Annotated in this window: 21 protein-coding genes and 5 pseudogenes; 10 read left to right on the top strand and 16 right to left on the bottom strand. The window is 66.0% G+C overall.

Translation table 11 applies throughout. The features are described 5' to 3' along the window. Positions 1-2 precede the first annotated feature (2 nt). Both ACT9TC_RS11370 and ACT9TC_RS11365 read left to right on the top strand, forming a co-directional pair. Complete coding sequence (locus ACT9TC_RS11370; RefSeq protein ID WP_458040604.1) at positions 3-485, top strand: hypothetical protein; 483 nt, start codon at positions 3-5, stop codon at positions 483-485. 171 nt (positions 486-656) lie between these two features. Next, positions 657-914 (top strand): annotated as a pseudogene (locus tag ACT9TC_RS11365) (transposase); the annotation flags it as partial. Positions 915-1,637: 723 nt separating this feature from the next. Here ACT9TC_RS11365 and ACT9TC_RS11360 read toward each other — a convergent pair. Next, a complete protein-coding gene (locus ACT9TC_RS11360; RefSeq protein WP_458040603.1) occupies positions 1,638-2,168 on the bottom strand; it encodes a hypothetical protein in 531 nt (176 codons plus the stop codon). 258 nt (positions 2,169-2,426) lie between these two features. On the opposite strand from ACT9TC_RS11360, the gene ACT9TC_RS11355 reads away from it, so the two are divergent. Further along, positions 2,427-2,552 carry a hypothetical protein gene (locus tag ACT9TC_RS11355; RefSeq protein WP_458040602.1) on the top strand — a complete coding sequence of 42 codons (126 nt, stop codon included), beginning with the start codon at positions 2,427-2,429 and terminating at the stop codon, positions 2,550-2,552. 864 nt (positions 2,553-3,416) lie between these two features. On the opposite strand, the gene ACT9TC_RS11350 is transcribed toward ACT9TC_RS11355, so the two are convergent. Both ACT9TC_RS11350 and ACT9TC_RS11345 read right to left on the bottom strand, forming a co-directional pair. After that, positions 3,417-3,899 carry a PIN domain-containing protein gene (locus tag ACT9TC_RS11350; protein ID WP_458040601.1) on the bottom strand — a complete coding sequence of 161 codons (483 nt, stop codon included), beginning with the start codon at positions 3,897-3,899 and terminating at the stop codon, positions 3,417-3,419. After that, positions 3,896-4,144, bottom strand: a complete 249-nt coding sequence (locus ACT9TC_RS11345) for a hypothetical protein (protein WP_458040600.1) — start codon at positions 4,142-4,144, stop codon at positions 3,896-3,898. Before ACT9TC_RS11345 ends, ACT9TC_RS11350 begins: the two co-directional genes overlap by 4 nt. Positions 4,145-4,374: 230 nt before the next feature. On the opposite strand from ACT9TC_RS11345, the gene ACT9TC_RS11340 reads away from it, so the two are divergent. Then, complete coding sequence (locus ACT9TC_RS11340) at positions 4,375-4,593, top strand: SDR family NAD(P)-dependent oxidoreductase (RefSeq protein ID WP_458042921.1); 219 nt, start codon at positions 4,375-4,377, stop codon at positions 4,591-4,593. Positions 4,594-5,043: 450 nt separating this feature from the next. Here the strand turns inward: ACT9TC_RS11340 and ACT9TC_RS11335 are convergent, their stop codons facing one another. Next, positions 5,044-6,633 carry an IS1182 family transposase gene (locus tag ACT9TC_RS11335; RefSeq protein WP_458040599.1) on the bottom strand — a complete coding sequence of 530 codons (1,590 nt, stop codon included), beginning with the start codon at positions 6,631-6,633 and terminating at the stop codon, positions 5,044-5,046. 175 nt (positions 6,634-6,808) lie between these two features. On the opposite strand from ACT9TC_RS11335, the gene ACT9TC_RS11330 reads away from it, so the two are divergent. Continuing rightward, complete coding sequence (locus ACT9TC_RS11330; RefSeq protein ID WP_458040598.1) at positions 6,809-7,810, top strand: IS481 family transposase; 1,002 nt, start codon at positions 6,809-6,811, stop codon at positions 7,808-7,810. Further along, positions 7,714-8,235: an NAD(P)H-dependent oxidoreductase gene (locus ACT9TC_RS11325; protein ID WP_458042920.1), complete on the top strand. Its 522-nt coding sequence runs from the start codon at positions 7,714-7,716 to the stop codon at positions 8,233-8,235. The genes ACT9TC_RS11330 and ACT9TC_RS11325 overlap by 97 nt, the downstream gene beginning before the upstream one ends. A 316-nt stretch (positions 8,236-8,551) precedes the next feature. Here the strand turns inward: ACT9TC_RS11325 and ACT9TC_RS11320 are convergent, their stop codons facing one another. The 3 genes from ACT9TC_RS11320 to ACT9TC_RS11310 form a co-directional block, all read right to left on the bottom strand. Then, positions 8,552-9,454, bottom strand: a complete 903-nt coding sequence (locus tag ACT9TC_RS11320; protein ID WP_458040597.1) for a potassium channel family protein — start codon at positions 9,452-9,454, stop codon at positions 8,552-8,554. 105 nt (positions 9,455-9,559) lie between these two features. After that, complete coding sequence (locus tag ACT9TC_RS11315; protein WP_458040596.1) at positions 9,560-10,168, bottom strand: DUF305 domain-containing protein; 609 nt, start codon at positions 10,166-10,168, stop codon at positions 9,560-9,562. Positions 10,169-10,241: 73 nt separating this feature from the next. Continuing rightward, the gene (locus tag ACT9TC_RS11310; RefSeq protein ID WP_458040595.1) at positions 10,242-10,634 is read right to left on the bottom strand and encodes a four-helix bundle copper-binding protein; all 393 of its coding nucleotides are present in this window, start codon (positions 10,632-10,634) and stop codon (positions 10,242-10,244) included. Positions 10,635-11,069: 435 nt separating this feature from the next. Here ACT9TC_RS11310 and ACT9TC_RS11305 point away from each other — a divergent pair, with 435 nt between their 5' ends. Next, a complete protein-coding gene (locus ACT9TC_RS11305; protein ID WP_458042919.1) occupies positions 11,070-11,390 on the top strand; it encodes a transposase in 321 nt (106 codons plus the stop codon). Here the strand turns inward: ACT9TC_RS11305 and ACT9TC_RS11300 are convergent. The 7 genes and pseudogenes from ACT9TC_RS11300 to ACT9TC_RS11270 all read right to left on the bottom strand — a co-directional run. Next, on the bottom strand, positions 11,368-12,789 hold the full coding sequence (locus ACT9TC_RS11300) for an NADH-quinone oxidoreductase subunit N (RefSeq protein WP_458040594.1): 1,422 nt from the start codon (positions 12,787-12,789) through the stop codon (positions 11,368-11,370). The genes ACT9TC_RS11305 and ACT9TC_RS11300 overlap by 23 nt on opposite strands. 1 nt (position 12,790) lies before the next feature. Then, a complete protein-coding gene (locus ACT9TC_RS11295) occupies positions 12,791-14,278 on the bottom strand; it encodes a complex I subunit 4 family protein (RefSeq protein ID WP_458040593.1) in 1,488 nt (495 codons plus the stop codon). A gap of 2 nt (positions 14,279-14,280) precedes the next feature. After that, positions 14,281-16,218: an NADH-quinone oxidoreductase subunit 5 family protein gene (locus ACT9TC_RS11290; protein ID WP_458040592.1), complete on the bottom strand. Its 1,938-nt coding sequence runs from the start codon at positions 16,216-16,218 to the stop codon at positions 14,281-14,283. Next, positions 16,215-16,517 carry an NADH-quinone oxidoreductase subunit NuoK gene (locus tag ACT9TC_RS11285; protein WP_319034914.1) on the bottom strand — a complete coding sequence of 101 codons (303 nt, stop codon included), beginning with the start codon at positions 16,515-16,517 and terminating at the stop codon, positions 16,215-16,217. Before ACT9TC_RS11285 ends, ACT9TC_RS11290 begins: the two co-directional genes overlap by 4 nt. Next, a complete protein-coding gene (locus ACT9TC_RS11280; protein ID WP_458040591.1) occupies positions 16,514-17,068 on the bottom strand; it encodes an NADH-quinone oxidoreductase subunit J in 555 nt (184 codons plus the stop codon). The genes ACT9TC_RS11285 and ACT9TC_RS11280 overlap by 4 nt, the downstream gene beginning before the upstream one ends. Further along, the gene (locus ACT9TC_RS11275) at positions 17,061-18,038 is read right to left on the bottom strand and encodes a complex I subunit 1 family protein (RefSeq protein ID WP_458040590.1); all 978 of its coding nucleotides are present in this window, start codon (positions 18,036-18,038) and stop codon (positions 17,061-17,063) included. The genes ACT9TC_RS11280 and ACT9TC_RS11275 overlap by 8 nt, the downstream gene beginning before the upstream one ends. After that, positions 18,026-18,973 (bottom strand): annotated as a pseudogene (locus ACT9TC_RS11270) (pentapeptide repeat-containing protein); the annotation flags it as partial. The pseudogene ACT9TC_RS11270 and the gene ACT9TC_RS11275, both read right to left, overlap by 13 nt. On the opposite strand from ACT9TC_RS11270, the gene ACT9TC_RS11265 reads away from it, so the two are divergent. Then, entirely contained in the window at positions 18,865-19,158 is a 294-nt protein-coding gene (locus ACT9TC_RS11265) for a pentapeptide repeat-containing protein (protein ID WP_458040589.1), read from the top strand. The pseudogene ACT9TC_RS11270 and the gene ACT9TC_RS11265 overlap by 109 nt on opposite strands. A gap of 260 nt (positions 19,159-19,418) precedes the next feature. On the opposite strand, the gene ACT9TC_RS11260 is transcribed toward ACT9TC_RS11265, so the two are convergent. Continuing rightward, entirely contained in the window at positions 19,419-19,763 is a 345-nt protein-coding gene (locus tag ACT9TC_RS11260; protein WP_458040588.1) for an NADH-quinone oxidoreductase subunit A, read from the bottom strand. Between the two features lie 71 nt (positions 19,764-19,834). Between ACT9TC_RS11260 and ACT9TC_RS11255 the strand changes: the two are divergent. Together ACT9TC_RS11255 and ACT9TC_RS11250 are read left to right on the top strand one after the other, a co-directional pair. After that, a pseudogene (locus ACT9TC_RS11255) lies at positions 19,835-20,055 on the top strand (metal-sensing transcriptional repressor); the annotation flags it as partial. 59 nt (positions 20,056-20,114) lie between these two features. Next, positions 20,115-21,622, top strand: a pseudogene (locus ACT9TC_RS11250) (IS1634 family transposase). Positions 21,623-21,755: 133 nt separating this feature from the next. Here ACT9TC_RS11250 and ACT9TC_RS11245 read toward each other — a convergent pair. Continuing rightward, positions 21,756-22,954 (bottom strand): annotated as a pseudogene (locus ACT9TC_RS11245) (IS3 family transposase). Positions 22,955-23,116: the final 162 nt, after the last annotated feature.

The raw sequence follows: 23,116 nt of genomic DNA, 5'->3' as shown, positions 1-23,116 counted from the left end.
GCATGGCGACCGACCACCCGCTTCTCGGCGAGGACTACTCCCTTATCCAGGACTACCTGCTCACCAAGATCGTCCTCGCGCTGAACACCGATCTGGACACCTCCGGCTGGGATCACGAGATCGACGCATTCGAGCGTGAGTCCACATCATTCTGGGTTCGCCGAAACGCTCTGCTGTTCGACTACACCCTCGCGCGGCTCCTCGCGGCCTGCCCGAACCCGACCCCGGCACCGGATCCGAAGGGCGCCGGGCCCCAGGTGACGTTCGTCAGCGACTTCGTCGGAGCTGTTACCCAGCAGGACGCGAGCACCGCCGAGTACGTGTGGGCCGAGGTCAATGCCGGACACGGCATCGGACGCAGCGCGCGGCTTCCCTCGACCGTCATCCTGCTCGCACACCTGCGCACATCTTGGGGCGAGGCGCACGCTCGCACCGTGCTCGACAACGTCCCCGACGAGATGTTCCCGCCTCAGAGCGTCTCCTGACGCCGCCTTGCCGGGTGCAGTTCGAAGAGGATATGCGGGCAGTCATCACAGGGGCCAGAGCGAAATCTGTGGATGACTCTATGTGCAGCCCGCACTGATCTTCGAGGAACCCTACGTGTCAGGGTGAGTTGAGGCGGCCAGTAGCTCGGAGCAAGTCCGCCACCGCGCAGGGCGACCGCGTTCATCGATGCGGCCCCATATGAGCGCAGCAGCGCACGTATCGCTCAACGCAATGGCACCCGGCCCCGGCCGTTGCTCACCACGGCCGGTGAGCTCGATCTGCGGATCCCGAAGCTGCAGGCCGGAAGCTGCTTCCCGTCGCTGCCGGAACGCCGCCGCCGGGTCGATCAGACCTTGTTCGCGGTCGTGATGGAGGCGTATGTCCACTACGCCCTGACAGCTCGAGGTCATGAGCTGGTCAGTGCGCTCACCCCCTGGTCAGCTACAGCCAGCGCTGGGAGCGACCGTCGCGGCAGCACGACCGAATCCGCGCTTCTGAAGTTGAGGGGGTATCCGCGCCTCTAAAAACGCAGAACACGAGGGGACTCTCACTCCGGCGGGGGCAATATGGCGGCGTTCCCACGAACGGGAGCTATTCGGAATGCGCTGACAGCGGGCGTTCGTCGGACTCGTCCGCGACGCCCCCGTCCGGACGGACCCGGCGAGAGATGTAGTCTGCTCGTGCGCATCGGTGCTCTGTGCGACTGGGCTCTGCGTGACTGGGCCGCCGGAATTACGACGAGTCCAGCTGATCCCGAATCCGGCAACGACGACAGCGACGATACCCGCTGCGGCGAGGAGGGTGATGAAGTCGGGCTGCACTATCGACTGGCCGCGGAGCGCCTGCCAGGTGAGCAGAGCGAGCATCAAGACGTAGCCGACAGCCACCGTCCACACGAACCCCGCACGAACTCGCGGGCTCCGAAGACCGACCACCCGGCGAGACGCGATCTCGAGCAGGAGGGAGGAATAGCGGCAGCACCTGGAGGGCGTGCATTCCGACGAAGTGCGGTATGCGCAGGTCGCCACCGGTCACGCTCCACCCGAGGAGAAAGAGCCCAGGGCCGCCGTCCGCAGCGCGGACGGTGTGCGCGCCAGCTATGCCCTCGAAGTCTGCACGCTGCGAGGCCGTGGGGATGGTCATGAGGAATCTCAGGGCCAGGCCGATGAGCGCGATGAGGGGGACGCGAACCTGACGACCAGACCTCTGGCGGGGTCTCTGCTCTGCGAAGACCACAGCATGATCGAGACGATCAGCGTGGCGATCCACATTGTGCTGATCATCACGGCCATCGTCGACCAGATGACGGTGTCGTACACCGTCGAGACGTTGAAGTGACTGCGATGCCCAATGATGGTGTCGATGACGATGAGGGCCAGTTCGAGCGCGAGCGCGAACGCGATCACGGTCCCTGCCCTCGAAGCCGCTCTCCTGTGCCGCGTGAGCTGGCCGATCAACCACGCCCCGGTGACGCTGTAGATCACAGAGGAGATCGAGAACTTCAGCGGCTTCGCCCAGATCGGGGCGCCCACCAGCTCTCGCTGGTCAACGAGCAGCCCGATGAGGGACGCCAGCGTCTCTACCGCGCCGATGACCGCGACCGCGAGCAGCGGCTTATGCCACTGCGTTCCGATGGTCTGCCGCACATTTTCGGTACTTGACGCCGTGTCTGAAGAGTTCATGCTCAGAAAGTGACGCCGACCGACCCCCGCCGAACAGCGACCGAAGGACTGATTCTCGGCATCAACCGACCGGTGGATGCCAGCTCGTTCCGCCGTTGATTACGCGGCCCGCTCAGCTCCCTCGATCCACAGTATCCAGTCGCGCACGGCCTCGATGCTCTGCACCGACTCCACAGACTTGGTCATGAGCCAGCGCGGCCCCTCTCCGGCCCGTCATGGCCAAACCACGTAATCGTTCAAGCGCTCCCGGAGTGTCGGGTGCTGCATGCCGAGCGTCGCGGATGCCGCACGCACGCTCTCCAACTCGACGAGCGTGCGCAGGACGTCGTGCGAGCGGGCTTCGCGAAGGCGATCGCGTCCGGCGAAGGTTCCTCGGGATCGTAACCGCGCGGGAACAGCAGCAGCGCTCCCAGCTCGGACGCGTTGACGACAGGATGCCGGGGGTCCGTGAGCCGGAGCGCAGTGGCCGCGGCATCCCCTGACTCCGAAAGACGATCCGCACGCACCCAGGTCCCGATTCCGGCGCGGGCGATCCCCCGCCCGCGTCCTCGGAACCGCTCTGGATCCCCGCGCACCGTCGTCCAGAGCCGCCCTCGCCATCGCCGCACCCTCGGCGAACGGGATCGAGCGGGCTCCTGGGCATCCAGCGGGAACGCGATCGCCCTCACCCGCGCCGCCAGCCGCACACGAAGCCGTGCCAGCGCGGCCTGCCGGTCGTGCTGGCACGATCACGACGCCCGCCCCTGCCGACCGGTGAATCCGGCGGACGAGCGCGTGAGCAAACCCAGCCGCCCCGAGCGAGGACTTCCCCTCGAGCCGCGCCGTGACATCATCGGGGAGCGGGAGCCACAAGAGTGAACTCACGCTGGACGATGAGAAGGTCAGCACCCCAGACCTCTTCGATCGCGCGGCGTAATCAAGGCGTGGAGTAGTCCCACCCCTCTTTCGGGGTACCGGGCTGTAGTTGCCTCCGAGCACCGTCGCCAACACGACCGGCTTGTCCTTCAGCGCACCGCCAGCGATGCGGGGGTCGGCGTAGGTCAGGTCGTACCAAGCCTTGAAATGGGCCGCGACGCCCCCGTTGTACCTTGAGGATCCCGATTCCGCCCCACCGAGGGAACCGGTAGCAGGTCACGTCGCCCTCGACGTAAGTCGCGTGCACCAACGGAAAGCCGACCACCAGAGCACCCTCGCCCTGGCCATAGGCCACCGCCCCGGCGCACCCCTCCCGCAGCCATCCGTATGCAGCTACCGGGCGACGACACGGCGAACGAAGTCACCAGGCCTCATTACGAGCCGACCATTCCAGTTCGGACCGAGGCCAAGCAGATCATTGTCGCTCGTGACGATGATGAGCGCATCGACGCCAGGATCCTTCGCCAAAGACGCAATCAGATTGTCCTCGTAATCGCTGACACCGTGATCGCGAGCCTCCGGCTCGATAACCGCTCCACCGGAAAACTCACACATCTCCACGACCGCAGCCACGAACGCTTCGACGAGAGGGTCGCTCTGCCCCACCGCCCGCATCACGCGAGCGACATTGCGGAGGATGTTCGGCGAAGCAAACAGCCGGAACCGCTCAGCAAACGCAAGAGAAACCGCATCCGCGGCGGGATTGTCCGTCGTCGGCGGGACATCCGGCAACAACGGCCAGCTGCCGTCATCCCCCGAAATGTAATCGAGATAGACGTTGACGTCGAGAACAACCGGAGTAGCAGGGTCGATCACGCGGCGGCGGTCCCCCGAATAAGCCCAAGCACCTCATCCGCCGAATAGCGGCGGCCGCCACGCTCAACCCTGGCCTGCTCACGAAGAGCATGCATCCGCTCCAGCCGCAGCCGGCCGTGAAAGTCCCGCACCGCCAACCTCAGAAACTCGCTGCGATTCCCATGCCCAAAATGCTCCACAACCGCATCCAGAGCCGGACGCAAATCATCCGCAACAGCAATACCCACAGTCTTCGCACCCATCATTCCCCCTCGTTGCCTACGCGTAATCAACATCAGCAATGCTATCAGGCCACACCCGCCAGACGGCAGGCGCACCAGACGCCTCCCCCTGCGTACTGCCGTGACGGTTGTCCGATAGTCACCAACTTCTACTGCAAATTGCAAGCACCTTTCAGCACGAGCCATCCAACCGAGCAAGCGCCGCCTGCGCGCGCTCGATATCAGCCTCGCTGTAGAAAACCACCCGCCGTGTCCTGCGAGGCCCGACCCTCCACCTGAACCCGGGAATCCTGCGCGACACCGCCCTCTTCCGTATGACGACGTCCGACTGGGACTCAGTGATAGACGTGCATCTGCGCAGGGCTTTCCTCATGTCGCGCGCGGCGCAGTCGTCGATGACCACAGCGGGTCGGGGCCGCATCATCAACATGTCCGGCGTGTCGGCGCTCGGCAATCGAGGCCAGGCGAATTAGTCCGCCGCGAAGCCCGGGGTCCAGGGCTTCGCGGCGACGCTGATGATCGAGCTCGCACTCTTCCGCGGACGACGTACTGCGTCGCACTCGGCTCTGCATCGAGACCGACATGTTGTGCGAGAGCGCGGCGCGGGTGGGCCTGAAGCTAGACGAGATGCGGGAGCAGATGCTGCCGCGTCCGATAGACGCATCGGAGCGGTGGAGGACATTGCCGCGGCTATCGTTTTCGCGCCGGCGGATTGGGCGCGGGGGGCGCCGCCCTAGGAGACTGCTGAACAAGGGGGTTTGGCGCGGACGGAGCGCGGCCGAGTAGCCGTCTCGCGGCGTGTGTAGGTCAGCACTCGGGGTGCGTCAACGGGGTCGCTCCGCCCGCTGGTGCCTATTCTGCGACGGGGTCGCGGGCGTGTCCAGGGGGTGTGCGCGTCCGTGGGGCGGGGTCCCGCGCTCGGGTCAGGTCAGCGCCCAGCCTTGGTTGTTCCGGGTGAGGCCGAGGGCAAGCAAGCGGCGCAGATTCAGTGCGGCGACACGGTGATGCAACCATGCGTTGTTCTTGACGACACCCCGGAACGGGACGCGCCGGTTCCCTCGGGTGACCCACGCGATCGTGCGTTCGACCATCGGCCGGAGCGTCCGGTAAGTGGCCTGGAAATCGGGATCGGTCGCGCGTTCGCGATGTGCGCGTTGCAGCAGGTCGTGCTCGTGCAACACGACGGTGCGTCCCTCGGCCGATGTTGTGCACTGGGTCTTCAGCGGGCAGGAGCGGCACGCGGCTTTGAACGTCGCGCGGCCATACGCGGTGACCTTCCGCACGTTCCCGGCGGGGCAGGTCACGGTTCCGGCGACCGGATCGTGGGCGAAGTCAGCGATCGTGAACCCGCCGGGAACTGCTGGCCGCAGCGGCCACGGCTTGATCACCGGCACGTGCCCCGCCTCGTCGAGGGCAGCGAGCATCGCCCCGGTCCCATACGCGGAATCACCGAGCACCTGAACGCTCTCACCCGCAGCGATCGTCGCATCGGCGGTCACCAGTTCTGCTCCGACCGCGGCGTCGGAGTTATCCGGCCCGGCGGCCTTGGTGAGGGCAACAGCGGTCGCCAGCCCAGTCTCCGGCTCGATCACGACGTGTGCTTTGAACCCGTCCTGACGGCGTTCCACGGTCTTGTGCGCGTGTCGCGCCTCGGGATCGACGGTAGAGATCACCCGGTCCGGTGCGACCTTCCGTGCGATCTTCCACCGCCCGTCAGTGCCATCTGACCCGGCGGCGGGTTCAACGTCTTGCCCAGCGACCAGGGCGAGCAGCGCGACCGCGTCTGCCGACTTCCCACCCGCCTGCTCGATGCTTTCGAGGTCCAGGGCGTCCAGCAGTGCGAGCGCGTCGCCGACCAGGGCAGAGACGAGTTCGTCGCGGGCGTCCTGGTCGTCCCACGCGATTCGCGGCTTCCCGGTCTGCTCGTAACCGTGCCCGGTGAGCGCGGCCAGCCGGGTGCAGACCACGGTGATCTGCTCGGCCGCGCCGGGCACGTCCCGACCGACCCGGCGGATCTGCGCGATCAGCTGGGTGACGGTGTCCTGCCGGGCGACCGCGTCATCGAGGATCGTGGAATCCACCGCCCGCCGCGTCTTGCCCGCGACCGCACCCGACTCGGCGATCACCTCACGGACAGCGTCGAAGACCCGATGCGGCCGAGCGGACGCGGCCAGCCGACGCCGCCAGTACGTCAACGTCGACGGGTGAAACCCCACGGCATCGATCGCGAACCCGCACGCGGCCTTCCACCGCAAATCGAACGTGACCCCGTCGGCCGTCTCCCGATCCGACAGGCCATGCAACGCCTGCAGCACCAACACGGACGCGGCGACATCCCCCGGCAGCGACGGGCGGCCACGCCCCGAGGGGAACAAGTCCTCGAACATGTCATCGGGGAACAGTCGGTGCCGGTGCTCGGCGAGGAACGCGAACACACCCCCCACCGGCAACAGATGCCCCGCGAACGAGGACACATCCAGAAGATCACGCGCACCGTCATCACGACCCTGCATGAACCAAGTCTTAACGACCAAACTCGACCACCACGCAGGCGCGCCTTAACCCGCCAGATTGTTCAGCAGTCTCCTAGCTGTACTTCCTCGGCAGGTTGTGAACATCTGAGGTAGGCGAAGACCTCCGGGCAGGATGTGGGTTACCACACTCACCATCCTGACCACGGAGGTCTTCGTGACTCACGCTAACGCGCCCTTGACTCCAGAGGGGCGTCGCCGTCTTGCTGTTCTCATCGTTGACAAGCGGTGGCCGTTGCGGCGGGCCGCGGAGCGGTTCCAGTGTTCGCCCGCGACGGCTAAGCGATGGGCGGACCGTTACCGGTCCGGGCTGCCGTTGATCGACCGCAGCTCGAGACCGCAGAGATCACCGAACCGGCTTCCGCAGAGGACGGAACGGCGGATCGTCGCGTTGCGGTTCACCCGCCAGTGGGGTCCGCACCGGATCGCGTATCACCTGCGGCTGCACCGCTCCACGGTCGGACGAGTCCTCGACCGCTACGGGATGCCGAAGCTGGCGTACATCGACCAGTCCACCGGGCTCCCCGTCCGCAAGCCCACACCGAAACGCTACGAGGTCGCCGCGCCCGGCCAGCTCGTCCACGTGGATATCAAGAAGCAGGGCCGGATTCCCGACGGTGGCGGGTGGCGTGTCCACGGCCGCGGATCCACCCAGGATCGGAAAGCCGGTGTCGCCCGCGACAAAGCCGCCCGCGCAGGAGCGGCAGGCTCACGCGGCTACCGCTACCTGCACCACGCCGTCGACGACTACTCCCGGGTCGCGTACTCGGAGATCCTCGACGACGAACGCAAAGAGACCGCCGCCGGTTTCTGGGAACGCGCCAACGCATTCTTCACCGGCCTCGGCGTGACCGTTACCGCCGTGATGACCGACAACGGCTCCTGCTACCGCTCCCATGCCTTCGCCGCCGCGCTCGGCGACGGCATCAAACACAAGTGGACCAAGCCCTACCGCCCACAGACCAACGGCAAAGTGGAACGCTTCAACCGCACCCTCGCCACCGAATGGGCCTACGCGAAGCCCTACGCCAACGAAGCCGAGCGCGCCGCCGCCTACGACACCTGGATCCATCACTACAATCACCACAGACCCCACACCGGCATCAGCGGCCAAACCCCCTCAGCCCGCGTTCACAACCTCACGGGGAAGTACACCTAGCGGACGAGCTGATCGACGCCGACGCCCTGCTGCTTGCGGTCCCGCTCTACAACTGGGGAGTCGCGGCCCACGTCAAGGCTTGGTACGACGTGACCTATGCCGACCCACGAATTGCAGGCGGTGCGCTCAAAGGCAGACCGGTAGTGCTCGCGACGGTACTCGGAGGCAACTACAACCGCGGGACCCCGAAGGAAGGGTGGGACCACTCCACCCCGTGGCTACGCCGAGTGATCGAAGACGTGTGGGGCGCTGACCTACTCGTCGTACAGCGTGAGTTCACCCTGGTGGGCGTCAACCCGGCGCTGGAACAGTTCACAGAGATGGCCGCAGAAATCCGCACAGCAGCCGAAGAACTCGCCGCCCACCATGGACGAAGCCTCGCAAGAGACGGGCGCCGCGCACGACTCCGTGACGCGGGATCGTGATTCGCGCCTCCGTACAGCCCAGTCCGTGTCCGGAATACGCGAGCCGTGACGCCGCGCGTTCACGTTCTTTCCCGATTCTTTCCCATGATACTCGCCCACAGAATAAAAGCCCTGATAAATAGGACTTAAGTGGCGGTGCCCCGGTGGGATTTGAACCCATACAGGAAGACCTTCAACGGGGCGCAACGGGCCTACTTCGCTGCCATTCCGCGGGACTTGACCTTTCAGTGGTGCACTCCACTGCGCCTGATCTGTCGTCGGTCTTTCTCACGGCGTTCCCACGGGCCCGGGCCTCACACGTGCCCGGAAGCGCGCCTTATGGTCCGGCCGTGCGGGGTTCTCCTTGATCGCGTGCTGCTGCGTCGATGATGGCGGGGGTGTCGTCATCGGCTTGCTGCAAGAACTCGTGCTGCAGCAGGGTGGCGACGTCGGAGACGGCGACGGTGAGCACCTCTCCGGCGGCCACGACGGTCGGGGTGCGGCTCTTCTCGGCCGTTTTCGCGATGTTCCAGGCCGCGGTCATCGCTTGGGGCAGTGCGAGGGACCGATCCTTCTCGGCGAAGTAGTAGGTTTCGGCGCTCTGCGTGAGATCGACGCGGATATGCGCGAGGGCGGAGGCGATTTCGTTCATCACCAGCGCATCGGTCTCGTACGCCTGGTCGCGTTCGAGGCGAGACGCGAATCCGCCTTCAACGAGGCTCCGGATCCGCAAGCAGCTGGTGCGGCGTCGGTTCAGCGCGGGGTAGAGCTGCATGATCCACGATACGGCGGCGGTGAAGAGGATGAAGCCGGTGAGTGCTTGGAGCGGGGCAAGTATTCGCAGCACGGGGGTGGTCGCGACGACGTCTCCGTAGCCGAGGGTTCCAAGCGTGACGAGGGAGAGGTAGATCGATGAGAAGAGATCGGGATAGCGGTCCGGGTTGATACCCGGGGCAAAGCTGAAGCCCTCCGGCATCTGAGGCAGATAGATCAGTGCCCACCCACAAACCTGCAGCGCTGCCCAGACGACGGTGACCAGGACGATTCCCACCGGCCCGGCAAGCGGTGACGGGCTCCCCCTCAGCCTCCGGGATACCCGCCAGGTTTCGCGCATCACCCACGTGCTCACCCCTCCGCGGCCGGCGGGGTGAAACAGCGTGTGGAACAGGTCACGAAGGCCAACGAGAATCAGTGCGACACCGACTACGACGGACAGCACGTTCACAATCTCCGGCGGCATCGCGTCGCTCCTCAACTTTCATTTTCTCCTCCGGCTAGGCAAGCACCACCGCTTCCGCCTCAGGTGGCGTAGTAGACCAACATGCCCGTCGTGCTACTTCGCCAGTTACTCGACGGGGCACTGCCGCGTGGCGGCGCGATCGAACTCGGGTGCCTCGCGGGCCTCGGCCTCGGCGACGGTGGCGGCGATGCCGTTCTCGTTGATGTCTTTGATCAGCCAGTCCATCTGGAGGATCTCGTTCCGCTGAGCTTCGCTGATCGAGACCGCGAGTTCGCAGACGCGCACATCCTGAATCTGTGCCCGCTCGGAACGGGTGATGGCGAGCGAGTGATGCGGGATCATTGCGCTCATCCAGTCCGTGTCATCCACCGTGATCTGGCTGCGGTCGAGAGCGATGCCGCCGCCGATCAGCAAAACCCCGACCGCGACGATCGCGATGTTCGCTTTCGTGTTCTTGTACATGTTCAGCATCCAGGCGAGCATGACCAACACCATGGCGCCGCCCATCGTGACCGCCATGAACACACGGCTCTCGCTGAAGCGGACGTGGCCCCATTCCCACGAGCCGGCGAACATCACCCAGTACATGACGACCATCGCGGTGAGGATCATCGCCGCAAACCGCAGATACATCGTCATCCGCATCCGCGACTTCTGCTCCGCCTGGTGCTCGTCGTGGTCCCGCTGTTGGTCGTTGTTCTGATTCGTAGACAAACCGATCATCTCCTCATTCACTCATTCGTCCCGTGGATTGCCGCTCGTCCGACGAGGCGCGATAGGTCGCGCCTCAGGCGGCGAGCAACTCGGCGCAGGCCCGCTCGCAGCGACGGCACGCCTCTGCGCAGATCTTGCAGTGCTCGTGCATCCCGGCATGCTGCTCGCACTCCTCCGCACACGCCGCACACGCGGCCCGGCACGCCTCGAGGACAGCGCGAACGGTGTCGGGGTTGCTGCCGGTCTGGCGGGTCAGCACCGAGGCGGTCGCGGCGCAGATGTCTGCGCAGTCCAGGTTCTTGCGGATGCATTCGGTGAGCTCCGCCCCCATGTCCTCACCCAGGCACGCATCGGCGCACGAGGTACACGACTGTGCGCACTCCACGCACGCCTCGATACAGGCCAGCAGCGCATTGCTCGGGGCACCCTCGGGGTGGGTGCGCAACATGTCTCCCGTTACGGTCATCGTCCTTGCTCCTCTCCCGCGGGCGGGCGCCCGTCCGAAACGACGCTACGACCGGAGTACGTCTCCAGGCAGGGGGGTTGCGTACCGCACGGGGGTTCGGTAAGAACAGATCTATCTGTTCACGTCGGATACCACCATCCCGATTTTGTGGATGATACTAAGGGGTCTCGTGGATTCTGTGAATGGATACGTGGGCAATAAGGACGACCTGCTGAAGAGGCTGCGCCGCACCGAGGGACAGGTGCGTCAACAAAAACGTGGCTCACTTTTCAACGAGCAGAACTGGCCCACTTTTCGAAGAGCGTCGACACACCAACCCCCGGGAAGTCACTCCCACGTACCGCCAACGGGCTCCGTGATCTCGGGATGCAGCGGTGGAAGCAGCCTCGTGCCCGAGGCTTCCGTCCCGCTGCTGCCGTGTCCCACTATCGATAGATACCGGATTCCCGCTGCCTGACCGCCGCGATCAACACCGTCTTCCGAGGCTCCAGCTGGCAACGATGCCGGGTCCGCTTCATGTGGAACAGGCTCACCGCGGTCCCGAAGTCCGCGGGTCCGATGGCAGCGGCGATCATCCGCACGAACTTCGCGCAGCCCGACACTGCGCACGTCTTCGCCCAGTTCCACGAGGCGGAGCGGATGCTGAGCCGTTCCCACCCGAAGGTCGCCGGCATACTCGAGGACGCGAAAGACGACATCCTTACACAGGCGGGGAAGGCCGAGGCAGCAGACGTCAGATCGCCAGCTCGCCAGTGAACGCCCCCCAGGCGAGGCCTGCGCCCAGCCCGAGAAGCAGGCTGCCAGTAGCCGCAGCGACTGCGACGGCCCCTGCCCACGGGCGACGAACGAACTCCCGGGGTGAGGCTTCCAGGACTGGCCGAAAGGGGACGATCAGCCAGCGAAGGTAGTAGAAGAGGCTGATCACCGTCGTGATGAGGAGGACGAGGGCGAGCCACAGGGCTTCGCCTTCAAGCGCCGCAGCGGTCACGCTCACCTTGCCGAGGAACACCGCGAGCGGGGGTGTGCCGACGAGTCCCAGTAGCGCCACCACGAGCGCGGCGACGAGCCAGGGTCGGGTGCGGGCCAGGCCACGGTACTCCGCCAGCTCCCGCCGTTCGGGCTCGGCTGCGCTGACAGCGAAGGCCGCGATGTTCGTGAGCACGTACGCCGCGAGGTAGAGGAGTAAGGCGGAGAGTGGGAGCCCTTCCGGGGTGGCGACCGCGGGTGGAATCAGGAGGAACCCGACCTGGCCGACCGTCGACCACCCCAGTAGTCGGCGTGGGTCGTTCTGGAAGTATGCGGCGAGGTTCCCCACCACCATTCCGGCCGCTGCGAGGAGTGCCACGAGCAGTCCCCAGGCAGCGGTCTCGGGGAGTGCCACGGCGAGGCGGTAGATGGCGACCACCGCTCCCACCTTCGGGACGGTGGTGACGAAGGCAGCGACGGCTGCGCCTGACGCCTGTGCTGCGTCTGGGACCCAGTAGTGGGCGGGCACCCCTCCTGCTTTGAACAGGATCCCGCTCATGACGAGAAGAACGCCCAGGATGACCGGCGTGATTGGTGCATCGGCGAGTCCGTGCTTCAGCTCCGCGTAGAGGGAGCTGCCACTGAGGCTGGTGAGGAGCGCTATGCCGACCAGCATCAGGATGCCGAAGATGCTTCCGAGTAGATAGGTCTTCATGGCGGCCTCGGCGGCCTTAGCGGTTCCGCCCAGGCCGATCAGGGCGTAAAGCGGGATGCTCGTGAGCAGGAAGGCCACCGCTAGGACGAGGAGATCGTTGGCTCCGGCGAGCAGCACTGTTCCGGTCGTGGCGAACAGCAGGAGCGCGTACGTCTCGCTCTCCCGCCGGTCGCCGCGGATCTCCTCTGCCGCGAGGGCGACGACGAGGAGTGTGCCGAGTGGAGTCAGGAAGCGCACGGCGCGTGTGGCGGCATCCACCGCCTCCGTTCCCGCATAGGCGGTGAGCGCCGGGTCACCGAATGTGAAGGCAGTTGCGGCCATCACAAGCACGAGCACGGTTGCGGTGAGTACCGCGGCGATCCACTGCCGGCGCCGAGGAAGGAAGGACCCGAGGAGGAGCACACTGAGGCCCCCGAGGAAGAGCAACAGCTCCGGAAGCAGCAGGAGCGGGTCCATGTTCATCTCTGCCGCCATGTCAGCGCCCGACGAGTTCGAGGAGGACGGCCGAGGCCGGCTCGACCACGTCGAGGAGCACCCGCGGCACCACACCGATCAGAACAGCCAATGTCAGCAGCGGGGCCACGCTCCAGAACTCACTTCCGCGGACGTCCGCGAAGCCGGTCGCCGCGCCCCTGGGTTCACCGAGGAACAACCGCTGAAGCGCGCGGAGGAACAGGGCAGCGGTGACCAGGATCCCGAGAAGGGCGATCGCGGTGACGGGGGCGGCAGCGATGCTTCCGACGAAGATCTGGAACTCCGCGATGAACCCCGAGAAGCCGGGAAGCCCGAGCGACGCGAACGCGCTGATCGCGAAGAGGGCCGTGTAGCGGGGAGCGGCGGCGGCAAGCCCCCCGGCGGCCCCCATATCGTAGGTGCCCGTTCTCCTGAGGAGAACACCGGCGAGCAGGAACAGTGCCCCCGTGATCAGTCCGTGGCTCACCATCTGCGTCACCGCGCCCGTGACAGCGATGGTGCGAGCCTCCTCCGTGTCGCCCCCGACGAGCCCCGCGACTCCCACCGCGAGCACGACATAGCCCATATGGTTCACCGACGTGTAGGCGATCATCCGCTTCAGGTTCGTCTGCGCGAGCGCCACGAGAGCACCGTAGATGACCGATACGATGCCGACCGCGATGATGGCGGGAGCCCACGCCCGCCACGCATCGGGGAGTATCGGCATGGCGATGCGGACGAAGCCGTAGGTGCCCATCTTGAGGAGCACCGCGGCGAGCACGGCGGAGCCGACCGCCGGGGCGTCGGTGTGTGCCGGGGGCAGCCAGGTGTGGAACGGCACGGTGGGTGTCTTCACGGCCAGACCCAACAGGATGGCGGCGAGCACGAGACCCCCGATCGGGTTGCCCTGCAACGGCATGGCTGCGACGAGTTCTGGGATGTCGAATGTGTGCGGCTCGGCTGCGAGGTAGAGGCCGATGAAGCCGAGCAGCAGTGCCAGCGAGCCGAGGAACGTGTAGAGAAAGAACTTGAGCGCGGACCGGCGCGCGTCGCCATGACCCCAACCCGTGATCACGAAGTACATGCCGACAATCGACAGGTCGAAGAACACGAAGAACAGCAGCAGGTCCTGCGCGACGAACAGGCCAACGCTCACGCTTTGCAGAAACAGGAAAAGGGCGGCCTGCGCCCGGGGGTGCCGCTCCTCCCGCAGTGAATAGATCGCACAGGCCAAGAAGATGACCGCCGTCAGTGCGACGAGCGGCAGAGAGAGGCCGTCCACGCCGACGTGGTAGCTGCTCCCGACTCCCGGGATCCACGGCACTTGTTCCTCCCAGGCGAGGCCGCCCGGGCCCGGGTCGCGGTAGAGCGCCCACATGACACCGACGAGGAGCAGGTCGGCGCCGGCGATCGCTACCCACGCCCAGCGCGCCGCGCGGTCGGGCAGCTTCGGCAACGCGACGAGCCCGAGGGCTCCGACGAGGGGGAGGAAGACAAGGATGCTGAGCATGTTCACCCGATCGAGAGGAGGAGGAGAACGACACCGACACCGGTGAGAACGGCGACGGCCTGGAGATAGTACTGGTGCAGCAACCCCGACTGCGGACGTCGGGCGGCTCGTCCGGCACGACGGACCGCTGCGGCCACGACCTCGACCGCCCCGTCGACGCCACGATCGTCCACCCGGGCGGCGGCCACCCCGGCGAGGAGCGTGCCCGTGCCTGCCGCGTCGACGCCCCGGTCGAGCACGGCGTCATCGACGCGTCCCATTGCCCGCGCGGCTCGGGCGGTGCCGATCGCGGCGGCTTCCACCCCCCGGTCCAATACCCGGTCGTCGAAGCGGGCCAGCGTGGTGGCCAGTGCCAGCGTGGGACGGACGACTGCCGCACGAACGCCACGTTCCATGCCGAGCCACGTCTGGGCCCACTTCGGCTCCGGCAGGCGGACACGCCGCACGCTCAACAGCACGACGATCGCGAGCACTGCCGAGACGAGCAGCTCCAGCAGCGACGGAGGCACGGCTGTCGCGTCTCCGAGGAAGCCTGCCACGACCGGTGCGAGCGGAGGAAGCGCCAGGATGCCCAGCACAGCGGCGGCCACGGCCAGCACCACCACCGGCAGGTACTGGGCCGAGGTCACCGCCCTTGTGCCTCGCTCCTCCTCGTCCCAGTGCCGCTCGTGCTCGGCGTCGGCCGGTGGCCTCGCCCACACCACCCAGATCGCCTTCGCTGCGTAGGCGGCCGAAAGAGCACTGGCGAGAAGGCCGACGGCGTAGAGCCACCCCGACTCCTCCAGTGCGGCGGCGAGGATGGCGTCCTTCGTGGCCCATAGCGAAAGAGGAGGAACTCCCGCGAGGGCAAGTGCCGCCACCGTGAACGCCGCCCCTGTGATGGTCCATCTCCGCGCCACTCCGGAAAGCGCAGAAAGTCGCTTCGTCCCCAGCGCCGTGAGCCAAGCTCCCGCGGCGAGGAACAGGGCGGCCTTCGTGGCCGCATGCGCCACAAGGTGCGCGGTGCCCGCGGCCACTGCGCTGAGCCCTGCGGCAAGCACAACGAAGCCGAGCTGCGCCGCGGTCGACGCGGCCAGCAGCTGCTTCAGGTCCCGCTGAGCGATCGCGACGATGCCCAGTGCGACCGCGGTCACGGCCCCGACCCAGGCCACCAGCGGTCCGGCCCAGCCCGTCGCCTCGAGCAGCGGAGAAACGCGGAGGAGCAGGTAGCTACCCAGCGCCACCATGGCCGCGGAATGGAGCAGAGCGCTCACGGGGCTTGGTCCCTGCATCGCCCCGGAGAGCCAGAACGAGAACGGAAGCTGGGCGGCCTTACCCAGGGCGGCGAGCACGATCCCCGCCGCGATGGTGTCCCGCCAGCCGGGGGTAGCCTCGGCGAGACCGCCGAGGTCGAGTCCCGCTCCGCCGGCGAACGCTGCCCCGGCTGCCACATAGAGACCGAGGTCGGCGGCGCGAGTCGTGAGGAAGGCCGTGAGCCCTGCGGACACTCGTCGCTCCTCGCGCCAGCCGAAGCCGATGAGCGCATACGAGGTGGCACCCATCACCTCCCAGCCGAGAAGCAAGGTCGGCACTGTGCCCGCCGCGGCGGTCAGCAGCGCCGCCGAAGCGAAGAGGAGCATCAGCCCATGGAAGCGGCGGGTATCGTGCCGGACGTCCGCCACGGAGAAGGCGAGGACGAGCGCCGCAACGATCGCGACCATCGGCACGACGAATGCGCTGAGGGGATCGACGCGGAGCACGAAGTCCATGCCCGGCAGGAAGGGTGCGGCGACTGTGGGACCGGTGAGCCCGACCGTCAGGGCGAGCAGCACTGTCAGGCCGGCTGTTGCGACGGAGATCACGGGAGCGGCACGGTTGCCACCTCCGCCAAGCAACAGCACCACGCCGACGACCGCGGGGAGGAGAGGAACAAGCCAGAGCGCGACCTCCGCCCCGGTCATCCGGCCAGCTCCGTCGCGCTGTCCGTCATATCTGAGCGCCGCTGACGGTGGACAAGTGTGGCGATCGCGAAGCCCATCGCCATCTCGAGGGTCATCGCGGCGACGATGACGAGGAGCAGCATCTGGCCCGTGGGTTCGGGGAACAGGAACCACCACAACCCCGCCGCAGCCAGGATGAGGGCGTTGATCATCAACTCGAGCCCCATCATCACCATGACGATAACCTGCTGGGAGATGGCTCCGTAGAGACCGACCGCGAACAGGGCCGCGGCGATGAGGAGGACGGCCTGCAGTGTCACCGCGGCCCTCCCTGCTTGGGTTCGCTGGCGGCGCCGCGGAGGTCGTCGTTGAAACGGTCATAGCGGCTGCGAGGGTGCGTGAGTACGACTCCGGCGACGATGGTGGTGAGCATGGCGGGACTGATCGCCAGCATCACGAGCATTTTGGACTCCATCGCCGCCTCGCCAATGGCCTCCGTCACACCGGCGACGTCTTCCAAGGGCCTCGTGGGCCATGGCACGAAGAGCGCCCCCGCACCGAGCACGAGGAACGCAGCCACCGACACGATCAACGCGGCCCGCTTGCTGTGTACCATGCTCATCGGCATGAGGGCTGGGTTCATGCCCATGTACATGACCATGAACACCGCCATGATCGCCATCTCCATGATCATCATCAAGATCACGACGACACCCAGATAGCTCTGTTCGAGCAGCACGACCTGCACACCGACGGCGATGAAGGAGACGGCGAGGGCGTACGTCGCCCGTGCCATCGAGTCGGTCCGGAAAACCGCAACTCCCGCCGCCACCGCGAGGACGCCGAGGACCCAGAACACCACGTCATTCATTCATCGACATCCCTCCGGAGGCCATCACGGCGCCGATCCCCACGACCAGGTCCTGCACAAGTGCGAGCGGGAGCAGGACAACCCAGCCAATCTCGAGGAACCGATCCGGGCGCGCAAGGGGAAGTGCCCGGCGCAGCGCTACGAGTGCACCGAGAAGCACGAGTGCCTTGATCAGTACCCAAGCCCAGCTTGGAAGCAGCGGACCCGCCCCCCCGCCGAGGAAGAGCGGAACAGCGAAAGCCGATCCAGCAGCGAGCAGCGCGTAGCGTCCACCGGCGACGAGCAGCCGGTCGACGCCCGAGAGCTCCGCATCCACCCCACCCGCGATATCGGAGGAGAAGGGAGCAGCGAAGGGGCCAACCACAGAAAATGCGAGCACCGAGAGGCAGTAGATGAGGAACGCGACCGGCATGAGCACCAGGTACCAGAGCTCACTCTGCGCAGCGGCGATCTCTTGCACGTCGAGACTTCCGGCGGCTACAGCAGGGGCGACCAGCGTGAACATGAGGGGTAACTCGTAGGCGATGGCGAGCGCTAGGAAGCGATATCCGCCAAGCAGCGGGTTAACGGCGTTCGCTCCCCAGCCGGCCAGCCACACCGCTGCCCAGACGGCCGCGTCCAACGCGTTGAACCAGACCAGACCGACCGACGAGGGAAACACCACCGCGTCACCCAGCGGGACGAGGGAAATCTTAAGCAGCGCCAGGATGAGGAACGACGCCGCTCCCACCCGCCAGAGCAGCGAGTCAGCCGCCGGCGTCGTTCGCCGGCGCTGCCGGAGCAGCCGGGCTACCTCGCGGACGGGGAGGGCGGCGCCAGCAGAAACCCCGCGACCCTCTCCATGCGCGAGAAGGGCCCCGTCGACGGATGCAGCAAAGAGAGTGAACGCGCCGAGTAACGCGGCCGCCGCAAGCGCCCAGGCGAGGAGGGTCAGTGGGTCGTGGGCGGGGCTTCCTACTAGGTCATCCATGGACGTGGCCCCTCATCGGCAGCACCTCCAGGGCGAGCCCGGCCACGGTGAGCCGCATCTGCCCTACTTCGAGACCAGCCAGCAACGCCGGTAGAGCCGGCAGCGGCACCGCATCGACGCTGACCGCCTCTTCCCCGGAGGCGATGCTCGCCGCACGGTCCAGTAGCGTCAACAGGCGATCGAACACGTCTCCCCTGCAGTCCTCGGGCAAGCCCAAGATTCGAAGATCCGCATCTGACAGCGGTGTAACACCCCTGAGCGACCAGCGCAGCAGGACGGAACGCGCAACGCCCGAGCGGAGCCGCGCCGCGGCGGCGTGGTCGACTGGCTTCCTCTCGGCCAGCGCGTCCCGCAAATCGCGGGCTCGAGCAGCCAGCCGACCCGCACCCGCCAGGCAGAGGAGATCTGCGGCCCTTCCGTAAAGGCGGGCCGCAGACACGGACGGCGACTCCACCGGCGATACAGGATGGGCATCGACATCGAGATCGAGATCGACATCGACATCGACAGCATTCACGCGAACATCCATGATGACGTCTCCGTGCAGCGTCGCGTTCAGCACGAGCCCGGCCGGCCATGCCGGGAGGATCGGCCCGAATGTCACGTGCAGAACGTCCATCTCCAGTCCGTCGCGGTCCTCCTCTGCTCCCTCGGCGAGAGGAATGCCGAAGGGGGACATGTCCATCGAGCCGTGGTCCATCGAGCCGTGGTCCATCGAGCCGTGGTCCATCGAGCCGTGGTCCATCGAGCCGTGGTCCATCGAGCCGTGGTCCATCGAGCCGTGGTCCATCGAGCCGTGCTCCATCGAGCCGTGCTCCATCGAGCCGTGCTCCATCGAGCCGTGCTCCATCGAGCCGTGCTCCATCGAGCCGTGCTCCATCGAGCCGTGCTCCATCGAGCCGTGCTCCATCGAGCCGTGCTCCATCGAGCCGTGCTCCATCGAGCCGTGCTCCATCGAGCCGTGCTCCATCGAGCCGTGCTCCATAGCCGAGTGAATCATATCGGAGTGCTCCGTACCGGTGTTGTCCGCTGGTCCCGGTGTGAAGTCCGACCGCTGCTCCGCGTCATGTCTTTGCTCAGCGGTGTCGCAGAGCTGCGCCCTAGCTCTGTCCAGCTCTGACGCGACGTCGGCATCTTCGGTCAGCATGCTGCGCACTCGGGGGCCCGGCATGGCCTCCCAAGCCTGTTCGATGAGCCGGGAAAGCGCGGGCCCCGGTGTTCCGCACACCAGCAAGACGTCTGCATCGGCCGGCGAATTCGACAGACGCCACCCACGCTCGCGCAGAGCCCGCTCCGCACGGAGACGGAGGAGCCACGACCCCGGCACCTCGACGACAAGCACATGGGCAACTGCGGCGGCGGACCGCGCAAGAAGCTCCCTCACACCCACCGGAAAACGCCCTCCCGCCAGGCCCAGAGAACACCAACAAGCAGCGCGCCCAGGAAGAGAAACATTTCCGCCACTGCCCCCGCACCCATCCGACCCACGACGACGGCCCACGGATACATGAACAGCATCTCGACATCGAAAGCAAGGAACACGATTGTCGCCGGGTACCAGCGCACGTGGAATCGGGACAAAGCGTGTTGCTCGGGCAGCCAGCCCGACTGGAAAGGTACAGACCGGACCGGTCTGGCCGCCACGGCCGTCCATCGATGGACCAGCTGCAACACGACCACGCCGACCAGGGAGATCAAAAACATCGATGCCATTCCGGTGTGCATTCCATTCCCCCCATCTCCAGTTCGGCCACAATAGCGGCTCCCTCCCTGAGGTCGAAGTACTTGACATCACGATGATTTACGACATGAAGTACCGCATCGACATTCTCACTCAGATCAGTGCCCTCACCAGCGCACTGCAGGTCGTCGCCGTCGGCCTGCTCAACGAACACCTCAAGCACTGCGTGGTCGATATCAAGATCAAGGAGGCCACCGGGACGCGATCGCCCGGCTCGTCCGGCCTGAGTCGTGCCACTTTTTCGTGATTTGGGGTTTTGGGGTCGGAGTTCGTTGATTTTCCGGGGGTGCTGGTGTCCGGGCGGGGCACTAATGGACGGCTTTTAGACTGCTCGGATGGGCTTGTTCGTGCGGAAGGTGCCAACTTCCTCGGGCGCGACGGCGGTGCAGATCGTGCGGAAGCACCGCGGCGTCCGCACGATCGTGGAACACATCGGCTCCGCGCATGACGACGCTCAGCTCGCCGTGCTGGTGCAGATCGCGAAGGACCGGATTCAGGCCGGGCAGCTCGCGTTCGATCTGGACGCGCTGGGCCCGGCGTCGCCGGTGACGGCGGCGCCGATCGTGACAGGCAGTTCCTCGCGTGTGCTTTGGGAGGTGCTCGAGGGTGCGTATGTTCGGCTCGGGTTCGACGTCGTGGGCGACGACACGTTCCGGAAACTCGTGCTCGCTCGGGCGGTGGAGCCGACGTCGAAAGCAGACACGATCCGTGTCCTCGGTGAGCTCGGCGTTCCGGCGGCATCGTTGCGGACGATCTGGCGGACCCTGGCCCGTTGTGTTGAGCAGGACTGGCGTGACCAGGTCTCCCGCGCCGCTTACGCTCACGCCACGAAGGCGGGGGAACTGTCCCTGGTGCTCTACGACGTCACGACCCTGTATTTCGAAGCCGAAGACGAGGACGATCTCCGCAAGGTCGGGATGAGCAAAGAACGCCGCGTGGACCCGCAGATCGTCGTCGGGCTGCTGGTCACCCCCGGCGGGTTCCCGTTGGAGGTCCACGCGTTCACCGGCAACACCGGCGAAACGACCACCCTCCTCCCGGTGTTGCGGTCCTTCCAAGACCGCCACGGTGTCAAAGACATCGTCGTGGTTGCCGATGCGGGGATGCTCTCCGCCTCGAATCTGAACGCGCTCGAAGATGCCGGGTTCTCGTTCATCGTCGGGTCCCGGATCAGTAAAGCCCCCGACGACCTCATCGAACACTTCACCATCGGGACCGCTCTCCACGACGGGGAAACCCTCGAATCGAAACGGATCATGGGGGTCGGGCCGAACGCGCGTGAGCGGCGGATCGTCTACCACTACTCAGCGAAACGCGACCGGCGGGATAACCACACGTTGGACAAGCAGGTCGAACGCGCGCAGAAGGTCGTTGACGGAACCAGGCCGGTGAAGAAGGACCGGTTCGTGAAACTCACCGGCAGCAGCCGAGACATCGACCAGACCCTGGTGGATCGGGCCCGGCAAGTCGCTGGCTTGAAGGGCTACGTCAGCAACATCCCCGCGATCCGGCTCGACGGGCGCGAGGTCGTGGCCGCGTACACGAGCTGTTCCAGGTCGAACGATCGTTCCGGATGGCGAAAACTGACCTCCAAGCCAGGCCGATGTTCCACCATCAGCACGACTCGATCCAAGCCCACCTCACGATCGTGTTCACCGCCCTCGCCATCTCACGCCACCTGCAAGACACCACAGGGGTCAGCATCCGTCGACTCGTCCGCACCCTCCGGCCCCTCCGAGACGTCACCATCCGCATCGCCGGGAACGACATCACCGCAACAACACCGCCCGGACCCGACGCCGCGGCGATCCTCGACACGATCGCCGCCGACACAGGGCACTAAAGTGGCACGAGTCAGGTCCGGTGCTGATTTCCCGACCATGAGGAAGAAGGGAGGCGGGCAGCGTCATGCGCCCGCGCACCAACATCGCCCCACCCATCTTTCTCTGGCCTTGACCCCGGAGAGTGGACACGGGTTAAGCGGCGAGTTGGATCTGTGCGGCCTGTGATGAGTATTGCATTTCGAACTCCACTGGGGTGACCTGCCCTATCGCGGAGTGCCGGCGGCGGCGGTTGTAGCGGTCCTCGATCCACTCTGCGACGCCTTGGATCGCGCGGGCTCGGGTGGGCCAGACACGGCGGTAGTAGAACTCGGTTTTCAGGGTCGCGAAGAAGCTCTCGGCCATGGCGTTGTCCCAGCAGATGCCGGTGTATCCCATCGACCGGGTGATGCCGTTCTTCGCCGCGAACAGGGTGATCTGTTCGGACGCGTATTGGGTGCCGCGATCCGAGTGGAAGATCACCGTCGCTGGGCGGTCCCCGCGCAGTGCCAAGGCCATCCTGAGGGCGTCTTCGATCAGGTCTGTGCGCATGTGGTCAGCGATGGCCCAGCCGATCACGCGGCGGCTGTGAGCGTCGATGACGGTCGCTAAATACACCCACCCCTCCCAGGTCCTCAGGTAGGTGATATCGCCCACCCAGACCTGGTTCAGAGCCCCGGTATCCCACTTCCGTTTCACCGCGTCGACGGGGTAGGCGTCAGCGCGGTCGATGATCGTGGTTGTCTTCCACTTCTTCGGACAGATACCCACCAATCCCAGGCGCCGCATGGTCGCAGCAACGGTTTTGCGGGAGATGATCTCCCCGTCCGCGCGCAGGTCGGCAAGGATCCTGGGGGTCCCATAGGTTTCGTCGGAATCGCCGTAGAAGAACGTGACTTTCTGCTCAATGTGCACCCGCCGAAGCGACGCACGCGACGGGACCCGTCCGGCCCAGGCGTAGTAACCGGACCGGGACACCTCGAGGAGACGGACCATACGGGTGATAGTGAAGTTGGTCTTCTCCGCCAGCATCAGTTCGAACGCTTGCCGTTCGTATCCGACGCTTCCTGGGCGAAGAAGATGGACGCTTTTTTTAGAAACGCCCGATCCAGTTTCAGATCCGCGTTCTCCTTGCGCAGCCGCATCAACTCAGCCCGCTCAGACTCCGTCACCTCGGCCTGCCCGGTCTCGCTACGCGCCTTGAACGCGCCCACCCACCGGCCCAGCGTGGCCTCGTTGATCCCGAGCTCGCGAGCCACGGTCGCGACCGCTCTACCAGTCGTTAAAACCAGCTTCACAGCCTCGTCTTTGTACTCAGGAGTGAACTCCCGACGTGATCTTGCCATAGCGAACATTCTCTCTTGTGAGGTGTCCACTCCCCGGGGTCAAGGCCACTCGCCCTCCGTCATCACGAGGCAGGCGATGCTCTGCGGGTCGAGGGACCCGGCCGCGGTGACGCATTTCTCGTCGTCGTGGACCTCGGCGTACGCGAGAAGGGAATGATCGTCGATCGCGTG

Source organism: Microbacterium sp. HM-570 (assembly GCF_054165885.1).
The sequence above is the reverse complement of the archived record's forward strand: the minus strand, read 5'-3'. Positions and strand labels throughout refer to the sequence as shown.